We start from the raw sequence: 21,230 nt of genomic DNA, 5'->3' as shown, positions 1-21,230 counted from the left end.
CGTTATGTTGCTGTCGCGAAACCAATCAATGAGGTTAACGCATCGCGGCGGCGTTGCCACCCTCAACAGCCAATCAACTGTATAAATTGCAGACCTCTCCCCATAGTTTAAGGGTAGTCAATTTGGGATGGGGCTCTATTAACTGGTATTTCGCATCAGATACCATTCAATATAGCCCTTTCCTACATTGACCGCTCTGTTATAGGAAATGCCGATAGCGAAGCATTTTCGATTGGTATCCCCAAATAGCGAGTGAAACTCCACCGTGACACAGCGGTGCTGTAGAATCCTTAAAACACATCACACTATTACGTATCTAAAGGAGCACGATATGCGCGTCGACGAGGTTTTTAAGCAGGCAGCATCCCAGGGCACCGCGCCCATTTCGTTTGAGATGTTCCCGCCCAAGGGCGAGCTGACCCTCGACACGGCTCGCGAGGTGGCAGGCAATCTGTGCAAGCTTTCGCCGAGCTTTGTCTCGGTCACCTGCTCGGCCGGCGGCTCGGGCAACGGTGCCACCACCGCCCCCATCGCGCATATGATTACGAGCGAATTCGATACACCCTCGGTGGCACACCTTACCTGTGTGGGCCGCTCGCGCGCCGATATCGCCGCCAAGATCGACGAGTATCGCACCGCCGGCGTTGAAAACATCCTGGCCCTGCGTGGCGATCTTCCCGCTGGCGCGACTGAGGACGACAAGCCCGCCTCCGACTACGCCTACGCCCGTGACCTCATCCCCGAGCTCGTCGACGCCGGCTTTTGCGTGGGCGCCGCAGCCTACCCCGAGGGCCACATTGCCTGCGAGGATCTCAGCCTCTCGGTCGAGCACCTCAAGCAAAAGCAAGACGCCGGCGCGAGCTTCTTTGTGACGCAGCTCTTCTTTGATAACGAGTGCTTCTATCGCTTCCGCGAGCTTGCCGACAAGGCCGGCATCACCGTGCCTATTACCGCGGGCATCATGCCGTTTATGGGCAAGTCGCAGATCAGCCGCATGGTCTTTATGTGCGGCGCGTCGCTGCCCTCCCCCGTCATCAAGATCCTCGCCAAATACGAGAACGACCCCGAGAGCCTGCAGGCAGCCGGTGTAGATTATGCCGCCCGCCAGCTTTGCGACCTCAAGGAGCACGGCGCCGACGGTCTGCACCTGTACACTATGAACCGTCCTGCAATCGCCGCGACCATTATGGAGCGTCTGGGGTAATGGAAAAACCGCACATCGATACAACCGTTGTTGAAGTGCCGGCCGACCTTGCGTCGCCGGCGCTTTACCGTATCGACGCTGCCCACCATCCTCGTGTCGACCGTGCCGAGATGCTGCGGTATCTGGGCTACGGCGGCCAGCAGATTGAGCCCGAGCTAGCGCAGCGTATTGAGCTTGTCGTTGAGCGTCTGGAGCTGGACATTGAGCCCCGTGGCGTGCGCCGCATATTTGCCATCGATGCCACGGGCGTCGATGAACAGGGCGAGCCCTGCATTCGCTTAGTCGGCACCAACGTTGAACTGCGCGGTCGCGATATCTATCGCCACCTCAAAGACGCCCGCTTTGCCGCACTCATGGCATGCACCCTCGGCATGGACGCCGAACGCCGTCTGCGCACCACGGGAGCTCAGCAGCCCCTAGAGGGAGCCGTGCTCGACGCCGCATGCTCCGCCTACGTGGAGGCCGCCGTCGAGCAGATGGACCAGCAAGTCAATGCTGCGGCCGCCGCACACGGGCTCGCCGGCAACTGGCGCTTCAGTCCCGGCTATGGCGACTGCCCGCTCTCTGCCCAGCGCTCGATCGTGGATGCACTCAACGCCACGCGCCTCATTGGACTTACCGTCACCCCCACCAGCCTGCTCATGCCCACCAAGAGCGTGACCGCGGTGATCGGTCTGTTTGACGGCGAAGTCCACGACGCCCAGAGCCGCCCCACCTGCAATATCTGCCGCATGCGCGAGCACTGCCGCTTCCGCGCCGCCCACACCACCTGCTATTCCAGCCATTAGGAGCCCCCGATGTTTACTCCGCTTATCACTCATGATCTGGACGGTGCCGCGCTGGCGGCACCCGTTGATGCCGCACGCCGTAATGGCGCCACGTACAAGACGCGCACGATCGACGACCTTCGCATTAAGGACGATCGCCTGTGTGCGGCCATCGAGGGCACGGGACACCTGCTGTTCGACGGCGGCATGGGCACCATGTTGCAGGCCGCTGGCATGAAGGCGGGCGCCCTGCCCGAGCTGCTCAACTTTGAGGAGCCACAGGTCATTACCGATATCCAGCGCCAGTACGTCGAGGCTGGCTGCGACGTAATCACCGCCAACACCTTTGGCGCCAACGCCCACAAGCTCGACGGCGCCGCCACCGTGGCAGATGTCTTTGCCGCCGCGGTCTCTTGCGCCCGCGCGGCCGGTGCCCATTACGTCGCCGGCGACATCGGCCCCATCGGTGCGCTGCTTCGCCCCCTGGGCACCCTCAGCTTCGACGAGGCCTACGACCTCTTTGCCGAGGAAGTGCGCGCCGGCGTCGATGCGGGCGTGGACCTCTTTATTATCGAGACCATGACCGACCTTGCCGAGATCAAGGCGGCCGTCCTCGCCTGCCGCGAGAACTCCGACCTGCCCGTCTTTGCCACCATGACCTTTGAGGAAGACGGTCGCACGTTCCTGGGCACGAGTCCCGAGGTGGCCGCCATCACGCTCGACGCCATCGGCGCCGACGTTTTGGGCATCAACTGCAGCCAGGGACCGGCCGAGCTCCGAGGGCTCGCCGCACGTATGCTCACCGTTACGGACAAACCCGTTATGGTGCAGGCCAATGCGGGACTGCCCCACGTGGACGACGACGGTAATACCGTCTTTGACATCCAGGCCCCCGAATACGCCAAAGCCGTCGCCGGCATGATTGAGGACGGCGTGAGCGTCGTGGGCGGCTGCTGCGGCACCACGCCGGCGCACATGGCCGCCTTGCGCACGCTTATCGATAACCACACGCCCAGTCCGCGCCACCGCAAGCCCAGCATGTCGGTCACAAGTGCCCAGACTGTGGTGGACCTTCCCTGCGACGGCCACAAGATTGCCGTCATCGGCGAGCGCATCAATCCCACCGGCAAAAAGCGCCTGCAGCAGGCCCTGCGCGACGGCGACCTGGACTACGTCGTGAGCCAGGGCATCAGCCAGCAAGAACAGGGCGCCGACATCCTGGACGTCAACGTGGGCCTGCCCGAGATCGACGAGGTCAAGGTCATCCAGCAAGCGACCGAGCAGCTCCAAGGCTCCACGCTGCTGCCGCTGCAGATCGACTCCACCGACCCCGCCGCCGTCGAGGCCGCCGTACGTCGCTACGCCGGCAAGCCCATCATCAACTCGGTCAATGGCAAGCAGCAGATCATGGATGAGATCTTTCCGCTGGTCGCCCACTATGGAACCAACGTCGTCGGCCTTACGCTCGACGAAGGCGGCATCCCCGATACCGCCGAGGCCCGCTTTGCCATCGCCGAACGCATCGTGGCCGAGGCCGCCCGCTACGGCATCGGCCCGGACCGTATCCTCATCGACTGCCTGGTCATGACCGCCTCGACCAATCAACGCCAGGCCGAGCAGATCCTACGCGCCATGTCCCTGTGCAAGGAGCGTCTGGGCGTCAAATGCGCGCTCGGCGTGTCGAATATCAGCTTTGGCCTGCCTGCCCGCCCGTTGCTGGGCTCAGTCTTTTTGGCCGCCGCGTTTGGCGCGGGCCTGGACGCCCCCATCATGAACCCGGGCTCCAAGCGCTTTATGGATACCGTCTACAGCTATCGCGTCCTGAGCGTTGAGGACGAGGGCTCGACCGGATACATCGAGCGCTATGCCGGCTGGACCGATCCGTACAAGATCGCCGCCAACCCGGCAGCGGCTCAGGCCGCATCGACCGACACCGCGCCCGCTGCCGGCACCGCCGGCACCGACGGCAACGACGACCCGATTCGTCGCATGGTCGTCTCGGGCCGCAAGGGAGAGATCGCTGCCGAGACCGAGCGTCTGCTGGCAGACCACGACGCTATGGACCTCATCAACAATCACTTTATCCCCGCCCTCGACGAGGTGGGCGTCCTCTTTGACCAGGGCAAGTTCTTCTTGCCGCAGCTCATGGCCTCGGCCGAGGCCGCGCGTGTGGGCTTCGACACCATCAAGCGCCTGATGCCCGCCGGCGAGATTGCCGACAAGGGCAAGATCTGCGTGGCCACCGTCAAGGGCGACATCCACGATATCGGCAAGAATATCGTCAAAATGCTGCTCGACAACTACGGCTACACCGTCTTTGACCTGGGCCGCGACGTCGATCCGCAGGAGGTACTCAAGACCGTCAAGGAGCGCGATATCAAACTCGTCGGCCTCTCGGCGCTTATGACCACCACCGTCGTCGCCATGGAGGAGACCATCAAGCTGCTCCATGCCGAGATTCCGGGCGTCAAGATCATCGTGGGCGGCGCCGTGCTCACCCCCGAATACGCCAAGCAGATCGGCGCGGACTACTACGCCAAGGATGCCGCCGAAAGCGCGCGCATCGCCGAAGAGGTCTTTGGGCAGTAACACAACGGAAACAACCGAGCACCAAAACGTGCCGCATGCGCCACTTGGCACGTGCGGCACGTTAGAATAGATAAGACTATGCTCGTTTTGGCAGATAGGAGCGCAAGGATGGCGATCACGCCCGCAGAAATCGCGGAAACCCGCGGCATGGTTGAGGAACAGAACCTCGACATCAGGACCATCACCATGGGTGTTTCGCTCATGGGTTGCGGCGACGAGAACCTCGACCGCATGTGCACGAAGATCTACGACCACGTGACGCACACGGCTGAGCATCTGGTCGAGACCGCCGAGAACCTCGAGCGCGAGTACGGTATCCCCATCGTCAACAAGCGCGTTTCCGTCACCCCGGTGGCACAGATCGCCGCATGCTGCAAGGATGAGGACCTCACCCCCATCGCGCATGCCCTCGACCGCGCGGCCGAAACGCTCGGCATCGATTACCTGGGCGGCTTCTCCGCACTCGTCCAGAAGGGCATCGGTGACGCCGACCGCCGCGTCATCCAGTCCATCCCCCAGGCGCTCGCTACCACCAGCCGCGTCTGCTCCAGCGTCAACGTCGCCAGCCTGCGTGCTGGCATCAACATGGACGCCGTGCTTATGGCCGCCCAGACCATCATCGATGCCGCTAAACTCACGGCCGACCAGGATTCCGTCGGCGCTTCCAAGTTTGTCTGCTTTGCCAACATGGTCGAGGACTCCCCGTTTATGGCGGGCGCCGTCCACGGCGGTGGCGAGGCCGACGCCGTCATCAACGTAGGCGTCTCGGGCCCCGGCGTTATGGCCGCAGCCCTGGAGACGCTGCCCGATTCCGCATCGATGATGGAAGTCGCCGAGAAGATTAAGCAGACCGCCTTTAAGATCACCCGCGCCGGCGAGCTCATGAGCCGCGAGGCCGCCCATCGCCTGGGTGTCGAGAAGGGCATCGTCGACCTGTCGCTGGCCCCCACGCCTGCCATCGGCGACTCCGTTGCCCGCATTCTCGAGATCATCGGCGTGGGCACCTGCGGCGGCCCGGGCACGACCTGCGCGCTCGCCATGCTCAACGATGCCGTCAAGAAGGGCGGCGTCATGGCCAGTTCCAGCGTGGGCGGTCTTTCCGGCGCTTTCATTCCCGTGTCCGAGGATGCCGGCATGATCGCCGCCGTCGAGGCCGGTGCGCTTTCGCTCGAGAAGCTCGAGGCCATGACCTGCGTGTGCTCCGTCGGCCTGGACATGATCGCCATCCCCGGCGACACCCCGGTCGAGACCATCGCCGGCATCATCGCCGACGAGATGGCCATCGGCGTCATCAACAACAAGACCACGGCCGTCCGCGTGATTCCCGCCATCGGCAAGGGCGTGGGCGACTGCGTCGAGTACGGCGGCCTGTTCGGCCGTGCGCCCATCATGCCGGTGAACCCCAACGCCGGCACCGTGCTTGCCCATCGCGGTGGACGCTTCCCGGCGCCGCTGAACTCGCTGAAGAACTAGCCTAGGGATACGAGGCGAGGAGCCCCGCCGCCGGACGGCAGACATATAAGGTCGCCTGCTCGGACAGTCCTGACTCGCACGGAGAGCACATTAAGTGCTCTCCGGCTCGTGCGGAACTCGCGATCGACCTTATATGTCTGCCGCCCGGCGGCGGGGCTCCCGCACATCTCAACCTTGGCTGGGTTCTGGCTCAGTGGCAGTCGCTTCGCTTCTGCCCGCCTTGGTTGGTGTGGCGGTTTGGCGTTGGAGCGGTTCTTTTTCTGATATATGCTGGTTGCGGCTCTTCTTTTGGGAGGAGTCGCTTTTTTGTTGCTAGGAGGTTGGCCCGTGGTTGATGGGGAGATTCGTTCTGAGCTGCTTGCTGCGGATTGGAATGGCGAATGGATGCGTCTGCAGGCCGCTCGGCATCGGGCTGATGATTCTTTTGAATGGGATAAGCGGGCTCGGCATTTTCGGCCGTTGGAGACTGCCCCGTATGCCCGGGACTTTATGAAGCTGTTGGCGTTAAAGCCTGGTGAATCGGTGCTTGATATGGGGTGTGGGGCTGGGTCGATTGCTATTCCGCTTGCTCAGGCTGGGCATCCTGTGATTGCGGCTGACTTCTCCCCTGCTATGTTGGGCACGCTTGATGCTGGCATTGAGTACTATGGGCTCGAGGATCGCATTACGCCGCTTGAGCTTGCTTGGGATGATGATTGGGATTTGGTTGGACCGGTCGCGAAAGCGGTAGATGTTGCCTTTGCCAGTCGCTCTGTCACCACGACCAACCTAAAAGGCGCGCTTGCCAAGCTTAATCGAACGGCTCGTCGGCGTTGTGCTGTCACGATGGTCGCCAACTCCAGCCCGCGCTATGACCTGCACCTGATGAACGCCATCGGCGCCTCGGTTACCTGCAGCAATGGTTTTGTGTATGCCTTTAACATCCTTATTCAGATGGGTGCCCTGCCGCAGGTTACGTACTTTGAATCGCCTCGTCGCGATACCTTCAATAGCCTTGAAGCGGGCGTGGCGGACTTTTCTCGCATGCTCGAGCATGGCAACGAGGATAAGGTTGACCGCCTGCGCGACTATATCGCCCAGCACATGATCGAGAATCCCCATGCCGGCGAGCCGGGGTCCAAGGGCGTGCCGCAGGGGCGCTATATGCTCGATCATGTCCGCAAGGTTCGTTGGGCGTTTATTGCATGGGAGCCGGTCTCTGCGCCCAGCTCATAGCCTGTTCGCAGCCCACGCCGCCCACTCACTCGGCATCCGCATTCTTTTTGAACTGGGCAAACGCGCCCCACACCGCGCCGTTCCTGCGCTATCGTGGGACAGCTCACGTAGATTAAGGCCCCATCGTGGGGCGCCCCATACATAGAAAGCGAGAACCCATGGCACTGACAGGAGCACAGGTCAAGCAGCTTCGCAGCATGGCCCATCACCTCAACCCCGCCATCATCATCGGAAAGTCCGACGTCAACGAGGGCACCGTGGAGCAGACGGTCGCCTATCTGGAGAAGCACGAGCTCGTTAAGTGCTCCGTGCTCGATGGCTCCAGCCTTTCTGTCCGCGAGGCCGCCGAAGAGCTCGCCGATCGCTGCCATGCCGAGGTCGTCCAGGTCATCGGCCGCAAGTTCTCGCTGTATCGCGAGTCCTCGCGCAAGGATATCGAGAAGATCAAGCTCGTCTAAGAGCCAATGATCCGGCGAGCCAACACATAGCAAGCTTACGGGTGCCCGAGTACTTCGGGCGCCCGTTTTTTATCGCTCGACCAGCACGCGGTTGAGCCGACCCTCCACCAAGCGCTCGTATAGACGCCGCGTCTCGGGCTCGGGCACGCCATTGACCTGCTCCCTCAGATGGTGCATATGCCCGCTGTACAGCTCGACGATATCGCGCCGCCGCCCCGCCGCACTGTAGACATGCATGGCACAGCGCACCATATCCTCACGCGCCGTTTCCTGCCGAAGCCCCGACTCCGCCAGCCAAATCGCCGACTGCAGGTCGTTTTCTTCTAGAGCGGCATTGGCCCCCTTAATCATGCAATCGATGTACTTTGACTGCATAATGCGTCGCATACGCAAAAAGTAGGTGGGATTACAGCCATTGGGAACATACAGCGGTCCGGCATAAAGCTGCTCAATCTTAAGGCACAGCTCAACTAAATGGGGCCCGCGCGCACCTGTGCGATTTCCCAAAACCTCGCGGCTTATCTGATCAAACAGCCGTACATCGGTCTTGACGTAGTCGCCGTTGAGTCCAATGCATTCATTTTGGATGAGCACACACGACTTGCCATCCGGCGTCGGCCCCAAAGCCGACCGCAAGCGCGATATCGTCGAGTACAGGTTATTGCGGGCGCTATTGAACTCGGCATGGGGCCACAGCTCCATGGCCAGCGTCTCACGATCGACGAGCGCATCCATGCCCAGTGCAAGCCGCTCGGCAAGTGTCGCCGCCTTCTTGCGGCGCCACATTTTGTCCGTGATGGGAAACCCGTCGCGCTCGGCGCGAAACGCACCAAACATGCGAATCTCGATATGGTCGATGGTATCAACGGCTTCAACCTCGCCGGCCTGGAACAGGCGCTCGCCCTCCCCTTCCAAATCGTCGCGCAGCGAGTACCGCGACAGCTCGCGCACGGGAAGCTTCTTGCGTATCCTGCCCGCCGGCTCGCCCAGACAATGCATGGCAAGGCGCGCAAAGAGCCGATACGATGGCTCTAGAATCCCCGCACGATTCATGGACATCCAGGCCGCAAGATCGCTGTCTCGGCCCGCACAGGCCAAATGCAGAGCCACCATCCAGGCCTCCGCTCCACCAACCTGCGTCTGGCTTATATCGAGTAGCTCCGCTTCCTCGCGCACCGAAACCATCGAGGTGTTACGCAGATACGCTGCGCGCTCCAGCAGCAATGCGTTATCGCGCATGTACGCAATCGACTCCTCGGCAAGTTTGAGCACTTGGACCGCACGGAACTTTGCATTAACCGGCCGTCCCTCTGCCAGCGACTGCCAGCCTTCTAGCAACAGGCCAAACAGCTGAATCTGGTTGTCGCGCATGCGCACGGCAAAACGATCGAGCTCGTTGAACGCCGCGTCGTCGGTTACCGGCAAGCCGGAAAGGAGCCGCCGTGCCGCCAACACCATGCGCACCCAGATAGCCATCGCCTTAAGCCCACGTACGTCGAGCGCCTCCCGCACCATCGTCATCTCGTCGTCGCGCTCGTCGATTCCCGCAAACGACCCGTCAAAGAGCTCCACCAGCATGCTATCGGCCCGTATAACAATCCCCGCGATGTCGAGCTCGCAGTCATAGGCCTTGCTCGTTTTGAGCTGCTGTAGAACGCCGCCGTCATCTCCCCGCTCGGTCAGGCATCGCTTGACCTCGATATGCGCGGACAGCATGTCGAGTGCGGTGTGGGACGTCTCTATTTCTGGCACGGCCAGGTTCGTAGGAAGCCCAAGCCCGTTGTCCCCATAGCAAACAGCCGTCAGTGTCTGGGCCACCCTCCATGAAACAGGGTCTATTTCGCAGGCCGCCCGTTCGCCCCCGCGCTCGATGACCGATGCCATATAGCGAGCGAGCTTTGTATTGGACACGCTGACCGCTGCCAAATACACGCCGAGCGCCTCGGCAGGCGTTGGCTCTGGAGCCGGATCGTCGGCATCGATCGTGCCCAGCGCTGCTCGGCAGACATCGGCCCCGTGCCCCGTCAGAGCCAGATCGACCCCATACTGCCCAGCAAGTTCAAGGACCGCTTCACGGTCCAAAAAGGCGTCCGCCAGGCCCATCGCCGCATCGCATCTACCCGCCTTAAGCAAAATACGGGCCGCCCTCGGAACAAGTTCGGGGCGAACCTCGGCCACCAACTTGCGCAAGCGCAAGCGTCCGTTATCCTCCGTGCCCAGACACGTAAAACTCCGCTCGGCGGGATCCAAGCCAAAGATCGGGTAGTCGCGTACAAAATAGGACTGGTCGACCATCGACAGCCTCACCCCGCAAGCCTCGAGTTCTGCGATATTGCCCTCGCCCATCAAAACCATGAGACATGCCACGCAAAACAGCCCATTATTGTCGAGCGAAGCCAGATCGACAAGTGCCGCGCCATATACGTTGACAATCTCGTTTTCGAGCAGACCGGCTACGTCGCCTTGGCCATACAGACCCGTCTGCAATGCCGAAACGAGCTCGGGCACGCCCTGCGTGAGCTGATAAAAGTCGAGCGATGTGCTGATCGAAAACGCCGATGCCCACGCCGAATACTCATAGGCATGCACCTTGAGCATCTGCGCATTGATCTTAACCGAATCGCCCAGCCCATGAATCAGCTGACGATTTGAAGGACGGCAGGAGATAAAGACCCCTATCCCCATAGCGCGCAGGCCGCGAATCCTGTCGATGAGGTCTTCGGTATCGCGCTGATCGAGGTTTGGCACATTATCAATCGCGATAAGGGAGTGCGGTTTATCTTTGAGTTCTTCGGTGACCACCTCGAGCTGCATAAACACCTCGCGCCCAGTGGCGCGATCGGCCTCGATAATCCGCACGGGGCCTCGCGTCGGGTCGCATTTAACCTCATGGGTGTACTGCAGCAGCACCGAGGTCTTCCCAAACCCGTCGGGCGCATAAAGAACCACGATGCCGGCCTTTCGGCCCTTGGCGATAAGCTCATTCATCAAGCGTTCGCGTCGCACCATATAGCCTCCGCCCAGCGGCATCAGCTCGAGGTCGTCTATACTGCTCAAATCGTTTACCATGCCCGCTCCTCAACTCGACCGTATGGACACTGTAACCGCAAGACCATACAAGCCGCGCTATGAATAGAGCGACCTTGTGTTTTAGGTTGTCTTTTGGTACGCAAGCGGCAAGTTTTTGTACAGCGAGGGCCGATTGTTATTAATCCCCCGACTAATCGGTCTTTAAGCAGGTAAATGAGCTTGTCAGCTTGTCCCATCTAAGCGGCAGTGTAACGCAAATGAACAAGGTTCAGCCATGTCATTCAACTCGCCTAGCACCCGCTACCGTCTACGACCTTTTAGTGGCATTTTTGCATAGAATCTGGTATGGAATGAATCAAGCTGTTGGGCATCCGGCATTCGTCAAGCTTGCGGCAAGATTTTGGTCAAGCGGGCGGAGAGGGATAACAAAAAGGCCCCCGCAAAGCGGAGGCCTTCGGCAAAGCTATGTCGAGGTGATAGGCTTTCGCTACTTGCAGAGCGAAAGGGCGGCCTCGTCGGCAACGACAACGCAGTTGGTGTGCAGTTGCAGGATCGAGGCAGGGCACTCGGGGGTAACCGGACCATAGCACATGTCATGCACGGCCTGCGCCTTGGCCTCGCCGTTGGCGACGACTAGGATCATGCGGGCATACATGATGGTCTGGGTACCCATGGTGTAGGCCTGACGGGGCACGTCGTCGATGCTGTCGAACAGGCGGCTGTTGGCCTGAATGGTGCTCTCGGTGAGGTCGACACAGTGCGTACCCTTGGAGAAGTGGTCATCGGGCTCGTTGAAGCCAATGTGACCGTTGTTACCGATGCCGAGCAGCTGCAGATCAGGGTAACCGGCAGCAGCGACGATCTTGTCGTACTCAGAGCAGGCAGCGGCAGCGTCGGGATTGGAGCCATCGGGCACATGTGTGTTGTTCAGGTCGATGTTAATGTGATCGAAGAAGTTCTCACGCATAAAGTAGTGGTAGCTCTGGGGATCGTCGTGCGAAAGGCCACGATACTCGTCGAGGTTGTAGGTGCTGACCTCGGCAAAGTCGACGTCACCCTTCTCGTACCAAGCGGCGAGCTGCTTGTAGGCGCCAATCGGGGTGGAGCCGGTGGCAAGACCCAGCACGCAATCGGGCTTGAGGATAACCTGGGCCGAGATGATATTGGCGGCCTTGCGGCTCATATCCTCGTAGTCTTTAGCTTTAATAATCTTCATTACGCGTCCTTTCTCGTACAAGAGAGGCAAGGCTCCCCTTACAAGCACTTGCCCGCGGCCCGCGTCGGCCGCAACCAACGTGTGCGGCCACCAGGGCGAGGTCGCGTAATGTATATGTCTCGTGTCTACCCGCGTCGAGGCCCCTGCCCGTCCACGGTGACCCAAAGCTGTTTAGCTTCGGACAAATCCCATCTTGCCACGGAGGGCGTCCTCTTTCAAGGGCGCCCTCCGTAAACGTGTTTGAATTGTAGGCTAAAGGCCGAGCGCGCTCACTAGCGCTCGCGAGCGACGATGAGTTGGTCCATCTCCTCGACATGCTCGCCAACGGAACCCTTGATGCTCGAGAACTCAACGGAGTTGCACACCAAGATGGGAACCGTCACATCGTAGCCCTCGGCAGCAATTGCCTCGCGATCGAACTCGATGAGTACATCGCCCTTATGGACGATGTCACCCACTTGCGCATGTACGGTAAAGTGCTTGCCCTCGAGCTGAACAGTGTCCAAACCAACGTGGATGAGCACGTCTAGGCCATCGACCGTGTTGAGCGCAACGGCGTGTCCCGTGGGAAAAATGGCCTCGACCTTGGCGTCTGCCGGCGCAATCACGCGCGTGCCGGCAGGCTGAATCGCCACGCCCTGGCCCAAAAGGCCGGTGGCAAACGTCTGGTCATTGACCTCGGACAACGGAATGACATCACCCGAGATGGGAGCATCCAGCGTAAGGACTCGACCACGCATACCAAAAGACCTTAGGACTTTAGTGAACATGCTCCCCCTCGGACATACCAATCAATCAAAATAACCTTGTCAGTTTACCACTTGGCACCCGTTTTTGGCCATTAGGGAAGTTCGCGCTTGACAACCTCGACGATATCGTCAACAACACGCTGGGTCAGCTCGTGCGTCTCCGCCTCGGCCATAACGCGAACCAGCGGCTCGGTACCGCTCGGGCGCACCAAGATGCGGCCGCGACCGTTGAGCTCTTTCTCGGCGGCAGCGACGGCGTCCCAAATGGGCTGGCAATCGTCCAGGCCGGCCTTGTTGTCCGAATGCACGTTGACGAGCACCTGCGGGTACTTCTTCATGATGCCAGCAAGGTCGGTAAGGGTGCGGCCGGTGCGCTTGAGCACGGCCAGCAGCTGCAGAGCCGTCACCAGACCGTCGCCGGTGGTGTTGTGCTCCAGGAAGATGATGTGGCCGGACTGCTCGCCACCGATAACGGCACCGTCCTCGAGCATGCGCTCCAAAACGTAGCGGTCGCCCACGGCGGTCTGGACCATCTCAAAGCCCTGCTCCTTCATTGCGATGGAGAAACCCAGGTTACACATGACGGTCGAGACGATCTCGGAGTTGGCGAGCTTGCCGCGAGCAGCAAGGTCGGAGCCGCAGATAGCCAGGATGTAGTCGCCATCGATCTCGTTGCCCTCACTGTCCACGAACAGCACGCGATCGGCGTCGCCGTCGTGGGCCAGGCCGATATCGGCGTGGGTGCGCAGCACGAGCTCGCGCAGGGGCTCAAGGTGCGTGGAGCCGCACTCGACGTTAATGTCGGTGCCGCAGAAATCGGTGTTGATGGCATGCACCGTGGCGCCCAGGCGCTGCAGCGCGGCAGGCGTGGTCTGGCAGGAAGCACCGTGACCGCAGTCGACGGCAACGACCAGGCCGTCGAGCTTAAGGCCGTCGAGCGTGCTGATGGCATGATCGACATAGGCCTTGCGGGCATCCTTCATCTTGATGATGTGACCCACACCGGCGCCGGTCGGCAGCGTGTCGGCAGCCATGGCCTCCTCGGACATGACCCAGGCGCTGATCTCTTCCTCAACCGCGTCGGGAAGCTTCATGCCCTTACGACTAAAGAACTTGATGCCGTTGAACTCCGGCGGATTGTGCGAAGCAGAAATGACAATGCCGCCGTCGAGCTCGTTTTGAACGGTGAGCAGTGCCACGGCCGGCGTAGGGATAACGCCGCAGCAATGCGGACGGCCGCCCTCGGCCATAATGCCGGCGGTCAGAGCACTCTCGAGCATGGTGCCCGAAAGACGCGTATCGCGACCGATGCAAATGTCCGGGCCAAGGAACTTGGTCGCCGCGCGGCCCAGACGAAATGCAAGGTCGCACGAGAGGTCGGCGTTGGCGACGCCACGGACGCCATCGGTACCGAAGATGTTCTGGGGCATAGGATCGCTCCTTCCCAAGTGGGCAAAACGCAGTCGCCCACCCTAGTCGAAAAAGAAAAGCGGGACCCGCCGAGCAATCGGCAGGCCCCGCTTGTACATTGTATCTCGTAAGGAGATAAAACCTTAGCGCTTGGAGAACTGGGGAGCGCGGCGGGCCTTCTTGAGGCCGTACTTCTTGCGCTCGACCACGCGAGCATCGCGCGTAAGGAAACCGGCCTTCTTGAGGTCAGCACGGTAATCGCCAGCGTTCAGAAGAGCACGAGCGATGCCCAGGCGCAGAGCGCCGGACTGACCGGAGATGCCGCCGCCATCGCACAGAGCGATAACGTCGAACTGACCGGCGGTGTCGGTCACCTTGAAGGGGGCAAGGGCGTTCTCAACGAGCTGATGACGGCCGAAATACTGCTCGGCGTCACGCTTGTTGATGGTCACCTTGCCGGTGCCGGGGACGAGACGGACGCGGGCGACGGCGTTCTTACGACGGCCGGTACCCTGGTAGACAACGGTGTTCTCAGCCATCTTTAAGCCTCCAGCTCAATCTTCGTGGGGTTCTGGGCAGCGTGCGGATGCTCGGCACCAGCGTAGACCTTAAGCTTGGTCATCTGGGCACGGCCGAGGGTGGTCTTGGGCAGCATGCCGCGAACGGCGCGCTCGATGACCTTCTCCGGGTGCTTCTCCATAGCCTGGCGGAAGCTCTCAGCCTTGAGGCCGCCGTTGTAGCCGCTGTGGCGATAATAGGTCTTCGTGTCGGCCTTGTTACCGGTAAGCTGGACCTTATCGGCGTTGATGACGACAACGAAGTCGCCGCAGTCGCTGTTGGGCGTGAACTGGGGCTTGTTCTTACCGCGCAGAATCATTGCGATCTGGGTGGCAAGACGGCCCAGGACAGCACCATCGGCGTCGACGAGAACCCAGTTGCGCTGGACCTCGCCCTGCTTGGCGTAGTGAGTCGATTTCGAAATCACTTAGACTCCTCCATGTACAGTACGTGTTGTTACAGAGATTCACGGGGCTCTGCAAGTAACCCGTCCATATTACCCCGCTCGCCGCCCGAGTCAACAGGTATTTTGGCTCCGACCAGAGTTTCTGCACATGTCATCCATGGGTCATGACGTCGCGACACTAGCGCTCGACAAATGCCTCGATATCACTCAGTAGGCGCTTTGCCTCCTGGCGGCCCTGAATATACAGGTCGAGGAGCTTTGCCGGATCATGCTCAACGTGACCGACCTCGACCGGCTTTTGTGGAGCAACGACCAGCGCGCGGCCCTCGCGCTCATACTTCCACAGATGCATGCGCTGGATGTTATAGCGGTCGTGGCGCGTCTCGATAGCCTCAAGCAGGTAGGGGTAGTCGGCATAGCGAGCGCGTGCGGCGGGCATAAACTCGTAGGGCTTTTTCTCGTACGAGCGATCCTGCGTGACAATGACGACTGCACGGTCGAAGCCGGCCTCCTCCAGCACGTGCTCGATGGGGACCGAATCGGCTACGCCGCCGTCGACGTATTTGTGCCCATCGATCTCGACCGGCGGCGTCACCAGCGGCAGCGACGTCGAGGCGCGCACGGCATCGAGGTCGAGCACGGCGCTTTTGACCGGCAGGTATGCAGCGGTTCCAAAGAGCATGTCCGTCGCGACGGCGTACATCTTGGTGGGGCTCGCGTCGAACGCTTCGTTGTCAAAGGGATCCAGGCGGTCCTGGACATCGTTGAAGATAAAATCGTAACCCACGATGGAGCCCGTGGACGCAAACGATGCGGCGCCCATGAAGCGGTTGTCATTGCAGAAAGCCAGGTTGATGCGGTTGGCACGGCCGATCTGATGCGACTTGTAGTTCACGCCGTTGAGAGCGCCGGCCGATACACCGTAGACAGCCGGAATCTCGACGCCGGCCTCCATGAGAACGTCGAGTACGCCTGCGGTAAATTGCCCGCGGAAGCTGCCGCCCTCCAAAACGAGCGCGACCTTGCCGGCGTTCTTTGCCTTATCTTCTGCAGTCATATTGACCTCCTGCGATTGCGTTTTGGCTTTCTTCTACCCAGTTTTGGAATGGAGGGCGCGCAGGTTTTTCGAGGCGGCAGGTGAAGCGAAAAGCGCGTCCCAGTTTGAGGCGGGATTCCGGGATGCGCTTTCCGCTTGGACCGTCATTGGGAAAGCGCGACCCGTTCTGAGCGCGGATTCCGGGATGCGCTTTCCGCTTGAGCTGCCATTGGGAAAGCGTGTCCCGGTCTGAGTCACTGAGGCGTTTTTCTTTACGCCCGCGCCCTGCATAGAGTTCGATTCTCCGCGGGTTTGGGATTCCGTTGATGCGGCGCATGACCGGCTGAGATTCGATAACATCGCATCTGTTTTGGGCTGAGGCTTTGCGCGGAGAATCCGCGTATTCGCTTCGCAAATACGCACCGGCTTCGGCCGGCTGCCGCCGCCCTCGCCCGCGGGCTACAAACGCTTCGCGTTTGCTTAACGCCCGCGCCCTGCATAGAGTTCGATTCTCCGCGGTACGGGCTAGAAATGAAAAGGCAGGTAGATACGAATATCTACCTGCCTGTAACTATTGGTGGAGGCGCGGAGAATCGAACTCCGGTCCACGAAAGCCCCCTGATTGGCATCTCCAAGCTCAGTCGCTGGTTTAGTCTCGGACGCTTTGCGCGCAGCGACACGCTCGCAGCATCCCAACCGGTTCGATCTTAGCCTGCGCCATACCGATTACGTGCGCAGGAGCATTCCCCTAACATGACGTCGCGCCGGTGTCGGGGAAATCACCGGGTTGACGCGCCGCTATAAATTAAGCAGCGAGAGCCATAGGCTCAAAAGAAGAGTTGTTGTCAATTCAATTTGACGGTACCCCTGTTTAACGAGGCGAGGAGACCTCGGCTTGCTTCCTCTCTCAGAGCTATCGTGTCGAAACCAGTCGCCCCCGAATGTCGGGAAAGTCTGGATGGTATCGGGCCTGCAAACACCCGATAACCGTCGACTTTTCAAGGAACATACGGGGCGAGCCCCGCTTGTGGAGTGTTATCTTACCACGTTCTGAAAGCGGACAGCTGTTCTATGCACGAGCTGTGAAGACCCCAATGTGCGCCGCACTTCGCACTTTTGTTACCGATCGCGTCACGTATATTTTCGCCAAGCAAAATTGACCCGTCGAAAGGACCGTTATGGATACCAAGCAGCAACTCGTCAATGCCCTCGCAGGCCTGGGCTCAACCATTACCGAAGCTATGGATGTCATCGAGGGCTTTGTCCCCTGCGGACATCCCGCCCTCACGGTATCGAACGCACTCGTCGCGCTGGACGTTGACGATGATGCAGCTCTCACTCAGCAGCTTGAGACCGTCGAGGGCTTTATCGACCACGTGAGTGAGAACCGCGGCGTGGCCGCCTACCACGGTATCGAGGTCGAGCTCGCGGGTCCCAAGGCCGATCTGTTCGCAGCAATCCGCGAGGTAGGCGCCCTTATGCAGACCGCAGGCGTCAAGAACACCCAGGTCAACGAGTGGGTCTACCGAAGCCTGGCAGCACTCGATAGCTCCGACGAAAAGGCAGCCGAGCAGCTCGCAGAAAGTCCCGCCATTAAGGCCGAGCTTTTGTAAATAGCAGACGCGGGCCCCTTGGCGCATCGTCGTCCAAGAGGCCCGCAAACAGTTTGCGTCAACCGATAGCCGCGCGGCCGCGTTCGGCCAAAGCCAGAATCGGCATCATTTGGCGCGGGGTCTTTGCTGCAAGATCGGCATGTTCGAGCAGCTTGCGATCGTTAGTCACCAAGTAATCGACCTGCGCGCGCTTGCACGCGGCGAGCACCAAGTTGTCTTCGTAATCGCGATGGAGCGCTAAGTATTTGTCGGCCAGCCAAAGGTCCGACGCATCTGCACCCACGGCCGTGGCGTTTTCGGTCATGTTCCGAACAAACGCCAGCGCCGCATCGCCAATCGCGCGGGCAGAAGCCTCGCCGAGCGCTCCCCCGCTGGCAAGAACGCTGCGCTTCAGTTCGTGCTGTACAACATACAGCACGTCCTTGGCGATATGCACCGGAAAGAACATCAATGCCCCTGCCTCCGCCGCCTGCCCAATAAACGCACGCGCGGCAAGCGACTCGGCATGGTCGACGCAAAACGAATCAACCCATACGTTGGCGTCCACCATTATTTTGAGGGGAGCCCCGCTCACAGGATCATCCCCTTTTGGCGATAGCGCTCGTCCATGGCTTCGGAATAGATTGTGTCCCAATCGCGATCGTCGGATACGGGCGACGTAGCGATGCCCAAATCTGCATAAAGCCGGTCTGCCGCTGCCCATGATGCGGCGAACGGAGTATCGGGCGCGACGGATTGCCGCCGGTCGTCGACGGCCGCAAGCACTTCCTCGCACTTCCCGCCGCCCTGCGCAACCTTTGCCACCACCTTTTTGATGAGCTCGGGCAGTGACCCGCCCGAAAGCCGCAGCGCCTCCTCGGCACGGTTCTTGACCTGGCGATCCACGCGAACGTTCACCTGCGCCATGCCGCTAACAGCACCCACGTCGATCCCGCTCCCTTCAATTGCTAGCCCTGTTAGCAACACTATATAGAGAAGCTAGCACATGGTCAAACGCAAAAGGCCTGCGCCCAGACGACACAAATGCCGTCTGGGCGCAGGCCAGATAACGTGGGCGAACACGTCTGCTAATGCAGGTACGCCTTTGCGTTGCTCAGGCTGTAGGCAATCGTCGAGCCGTTGTGCAGTAACGACGACGTCTGCGGGGTAATCGCGCCGGTAATACCCAATGCCAACAGCGCCGAGTTGGTGAGCATCACCTTAGAGTAGGAGCTCGTCAGACGATCAATGAGGCCCTGACTCATGCGGCGCAGGCGCACGATTGCGGCCAGATCCGTATCGGTCAGGATGATATCGGCGACCTCCTTGGCGATGTCGCTTCCGCCACCCATCGCCAAGCCCACGTCGGCCAAACCGAGCGCCGGCGAATCGTTGACACCGTCGCCCACCATGGCAACGTGGCGCCCCTCGCCCTTAATGCGCTCCACATACGCGTACTTGTCCTCGGGCAGCAGCTCGGCCTTAAACTCGTCGACCCCTGCCTCGCGAGCAATGCGCTCGGCCGTGCGCTCCGAGTCGCCCGTGAGCATAACGACATGCTTAACGCCCAACGCGTGCAGGTCGGCGATGGCCTCACGGACCCCGGCCTTGAGCGGATCCTCGATGCCGAGCACGCCGACGACCTTGCCGTCGACCGCCAGGTACAGCGGCGACAGGCCCTGCATCTGGGACTCAATGCGCTCCTTAATGTCGGAATCGAGCTGCGCGCTCTCGTCCTCAAACACAAAGTGTGCCGAGCCGATAATCACGCGACGCCCCTCGATGGACGAAGCGATGCCGTGCGCCACGATGTACTCGACGGCAGCATGGCGCTCGCGGTGCTCGAGCCCGCGCTCGCGTGCCGCATTGACCACGGCACGCGCCACCGGATGCGGAAAATGCTCCTCCAAGCAAGCGGAAAGGCGCAGGACCTCGTCCTCGCTCCAGCCATCGGTGGTGAGCACGCAGGCAAGACGCGGCTGCGCCTCGGTAAGCGTGCCGGTCTTGTCAAACACAATGGTGTCGGCCTTGGCAAACGACTCAAAGTACTTCGCGCCCTTGACCATGACGCCCATCTTGGCAGCATCGCTCATAGCGGTCATGACGGCAACGGAACCCGTGAGCTTGAGTGCGCACGAGTAGTCGACCATCAGTGCCGCCGAGGTCTTGATGAGGCTGCGGGTAGTAAGCGCAACCAGGCCCGCGAGCAGGAAGTTCCACGGGACGATCTTGTTGGCAAGGTCCTCCATATGCGACTGGCCCTCGGACTTGAGCGAGTCGGCCGTCTGCACGAGCGAGACGATTGAGCGCAGTTTGGTTTGCGCCGTATTGGCGCGCACGCGCACCAAGATGCCGCCGTCTTCCACGACGGTACCGGCGAACACGTCGTCGCCCACGCTGCGCTCGACGGCCAGCGGCTCGCCGGTCAGGGTCGCCTGGTTGACCATAGCGCTCCCCTGCTCGACAACACCGTCGATGCAGATGGACATGCCGGTGCGCACGGCGACCAAGTCGCCGGGCTCGAGCTCGGTGGCGGCAACGCTTACCTCGGTGTCGCCGACGACCTTTTGCGCCTTGTCGGGCACATCGAGCAGCGAGTTGATGAGCTCGTTTTCGCTCATGGCGCGCGTGTAGTCCTCGAGCAGCTCTCCCACATTGAGCAGGAACATCGTCTGGCCCGCGGTGTCGACATCACGTTTGACAAACGAGATACCGATGGCCGAAGCGTCGAGCACGGGAACGGTCAAGCGCGGCTGCGCGAGCTCACGCAGGGCGGCGCGCAAAAAGGTCATGTAACCGGCCACGACAAACACCGCACGCAGGGGCGTGGGCAAAAACCAGCGACGTGCGTAATGGGCACCGATAAGTGTGGCAAGATCCATGACGAGCTTGTGCTTGCGTGGCTCAAGCTGCATCACGTAGCCTGTCTTTGCGTCGGCAATGGCCTGAGCGTCGAGCGCACCGACGGCGGCCAGCACGGCATCGCGGCGCGACTCGTCGTATTCGAGCGCCATCTGGCCAATACGGCCGTAGACGCGCACCTTGTGCACGCCGTCGATATCGCCGCTGAGCTTAAGAAGTGCATCGAGATCGCTCTCTGGCACAGGACCCGCCAATTGAAGACGGGTCCTGCCGGGGATCTCGCTGATAATCGAGAATCTCATAGTTTGTGCCTGGGAGCGTTACTCGGCTGCCTCGTCAGCAGCGGCCTCGCTCTGGGTGATGTAGGCCGCCTCGGCAACCATGTCGTCGACATTAGCCTTGGCCTGCTCGACCATGTCCTGGTAGCCGTTCTTGATGCGCATGCCGCACGCGATACCCTGCACGCAGGCGTTCTTTACCGGAGCGCTGGTGAGCAGCTTGATGCCAGCCGTACCAAGCAGAAAACCGCCACCAACAAGCAGGGTGTTGAACGTGGACTTCTTCATGATGTCTCTCCCTTTTGCCGCATTGGACGCGGCATGGTGCCTCAGCACCCGAGTAAACAAGTTTGCTCGAGCACGCTTTGAAATATCTCAATTTTATCT

The 21,230-nt window shown here is 60.7% G+C and carries 18 protein-coding genes and 1 other RNA gene; 7 read left to right on the top strand and 12 right to left on the bottom strand.

The window, feature by feature from the left end:
- The first annotated feature begins 331 nt into the window (after positions 1 to 331).
- The 6 genes from GT571_RS04410 (at position 332) to GT571_RS04385 (ending at position 7,706) form a co-directional block, all read left to right on the top strand.
- On the top strand, positions 332 to 1,204 hold the full coding sequence (locus GT571_RS04410) for a methylenetetrahydrofolate reductase (RefSeq protein ID WP_161155729.1): 873 nt from the start codon (positions 332 to 334) through the stop codon (positions 1,202 to 1,204).
- Complete coding sequence (locus tag GT571_RS04405) at positions 1,204 to 1,992, top strand: hypothetical protein (protein WP_161155727.1); 789 nt, start codon at positions 1,204 to 1,206, stop codon at positions 1,990 to 1,992. The genes GT571_RS04410 and GT571_RS04405 overlap by 1 nt, the downstream gene beginning before the upstream one ends.
- Positions 1,993 to 2,001: 9 nt before the next feature.
- Entirely contained in the window at positions 2,002 to 4,560 is a 2,559-nt protein-coding gene (locus GT571_RS04400) for a homocysteine S-methyltransferase family protein (RefSeq protein ID WP_192934634.1), read from the top strand.
- Between the two features lie 108 nt (positions 4,561 to 4,668).
- Positions 4,669 to 6,033 (top strand): PFL family protein, encoded by a 1,365-nt coding sequence (locus GT571_RS04395; protein WP_035136908.1) that lies wholly within the window; start codon positions 4,669 to 4,671, stop codon positions 6,031 to 6,033.
- 489 nt (positions 6,034 to 6,522) lie between these two features.
- A complete protein-coding gene (locus GT571_RS04390; RefSeq protein WP_161155760.1) occupies positions 6,523 to 7,248 on the top strand; it encodes a methyltransferase domain-containing protein in 726 nt (241 codons plus the stop codon).
- A gap of 158 nt (positions 7,249 to 7,406) precedes the next feature.
- The gene (locus GT571_RS04385; protein ID WP_161155725.1) at positions 7,407 to 7,706 is read left to right on the top strand and encodes a YhbY family RNA-binding protein; all 300 of its coding nucleotides are present in this window, start codon (positions 7,407 to 7,409) and stop codon (positions 7,704 to 7,706) included.
- A gap of 69 nt (positions 7,707 to 7,775) precedes the next feature.
- On the opposite strand, the gene GT571_RS04380 is transcribed toward GT571_RS04385, so the two are convergent.
- The 8 genes from GT571_RS04380 to ssrA all read right to left on the bottom strand — a co-directional run bounded on the left by GT571_RS04380 (position 7,776) and on the right by ssrA (position 17,050).
- Positions 7,776 to 10,775 carry an AfsR/SARP family transcriptional regulator gene (locus tag GT571_RS04380; protein WP_161155723.1) on the bottom strand — a complete coding sequence of 1,000 codons (3,000 nt, stop codon included), beginning with the start codon at positions 10,773 to 10,775 and terminating at the stop codon, positions 7,776 to 7,778.
- Positions 10,776 to 11,223: 448 nt separating this feature from the next.
- Positions 11,224 to 11,952 (bottom strand): glucosamine-6-phosphate deaminase, encoded by a 729-nt coding sequence (gene nagB, locus GT571_RS04375; RefSeq protein ID WP_161145374.1) that lies wholly within the window; start codon positions 11,950 to 11,952, stop codon positions 11,224 to 11,226.
- A gap of 272 nt (positions 11,953 to 12,224) precedes the next feature.
- Positions 12,225 to 12,692: a PTS sugar transporter subunit IIA gene (locus tag GT571_RS04370; protein WP_306462842.1), complete on the bottom strand. Its 468-nt coding sequence runs from the start codon at positions 12,690 to 12,692 to the stop codon at positions 12,225 to 12,227.
- Positions 12,693 to 12,793: 101 nt separating this feature from the next.
- Positions 12,794 to 14,131, bottom strand: coding sequence for a phosphoglucosamine mutase (gene glmM, locus GT571_RS04365; protein ID WP_161145372.1), 1,338 nt, complete (start codon positions 14,129 to 14,131; stop codon positions 12,794 to 12,796).
- Positions 14,132 to 14,254: 123 nt separating this feature from the next.
- Positions 14,255 to 14,650, bottom strand: a complete 396-nt coding sequence (gene rpsI / locus GT571_RS04360; protein WP_022094634.1) for a 30S ribosomal protein S9 — start codon at positions 14,648 to 14,650, stop codon at positions 14,255 to 14,257.
- A gap of 2 nt (positions 14,651 to 14,652) precedes the next feature.
- The gene (rplM, locus tag GT571_RS04355) at positions 14,653 to 15,096 is read right to left on the bottom strand and encodes a 50S ribosomal protein L13 (protein WP_022094635.1); all 444 of its coding nucleotides are present in this window, start codon (positions 15,094 to 15,096) and stop codon (positions 14,653 to 14,655) included.
- 157 nt (positions 15,097 to 15,253) lie between these two features.
- Positions 15,254 to 16,132 carry a patatin-like phospholipase family protein gene (locus tag GT571_RS04350; RefSeq protein WP_118094438.1) on the bottom strand — a complete coding sequence of 293 codons (879 nt, stop codon included), beginning with the start codon at positions 16,130 to 16,132 and terminating at the stop codon, positions 15,254 to 15,256.
- Between the two features lie 554 nt (positions 16,133 to 16,686).
- Positions 16,687 to 17,050, bottom strand: a transfer-messenger RNA (tmRNA) gene (gene ssrA / locus GT571_RS04345).
- 239 nt (positions 17,051 to 17,289) lie between these two features.
- Between ssrA and GT571_RS04340 the strand changes: the two genes are divergently transcribed.
- Complete coding sequence (locus GT571_RS04340; RefSeq protein WP_161155721.1) at positions 17,290 to 17,724, top strand: hypothetical protein; 435 nt, start codon at positions 17,290 to 17,292, stop codon at positions 17,722 to 17,724.
- A 58-nt stretch (positions 17,725 to 17,782) separates the two neighbouring features.
- Here GT571_RS04340 and GT571_RS04335 read toward each other — a convergent pair whose 3' ends face one another.
- From GT571_RS04335 to GT571_RS04320, 4 genes are all read right to left on the bottom strand, one after another.
- Positions 17,783 to 18,298, bottom strand: coding sequence for a PIN domain-containing protein (locus tag GT571_RS04335; protein ID WP_204987197.1), 516 nt, complete (start codon positions 18,296 to 18,298; stop codon positions 17,783 to 17,785).
- Positions 18,295 to 18,648, bottom strand: coding sequence for an eL13 family ribosomal protein (locus GT571_RS04330; protein WP_161155717.1), 354 nt, complete (start codon positions 18,646 to 18,648; stop codon positions 18,295 to 18,297). The genes GT571_RS04335 and GT571_RS04330 overlap by 4 nt, the downstream gene beginning before the upstream one ends.
- Before the next feature lie 143 nt (positions 18,649 to 18,791).
- Positions 18,792 to 20,807: a heavy metal translocating P-type ATPase gene (locus GT571_RS04325; protein ID WP_338400640.1), complete on the bottom strand. Its 2,016-nt coding sequence runs from the start codon at positions 20,805 to 20,807 to the stop codon at positions 18,792 to 18,794.
- Positions 20,808 to 20,885: 78 nt separating this feature from the next.
- Positions 20,886 to 21,131 carry a DUF6110 family protein gene (locus tag GT571_RS04320; RefSeq protein ID WP_055250999.1) on the bottom strand — a complete coding sequence of 82 codons (246 nt, stop codon included), beginning with the start codon at positions 21,129 to 21,131 and terminating at the stop codon, positions 20,886 to 20,888.
- Between the last annotated feature and the right edge of the window lie 99 nt (positions 21,132 to 21,230).

This window comes from Collinsella aerofaciens, from assembly GCF_009876115.1.
Classification (GTDB): domain Bacteria; phylum Actinomycetota; class Coriobacteriia; order Coriobacteriales; family Coriobacteriaceae; genus Collinsella; species Collinsella aerofaciens_N.
Note: the sequence above shows the minus strand (reverse complement) of the source record. Positions and strands in the feature narration are given on the sequence as shown.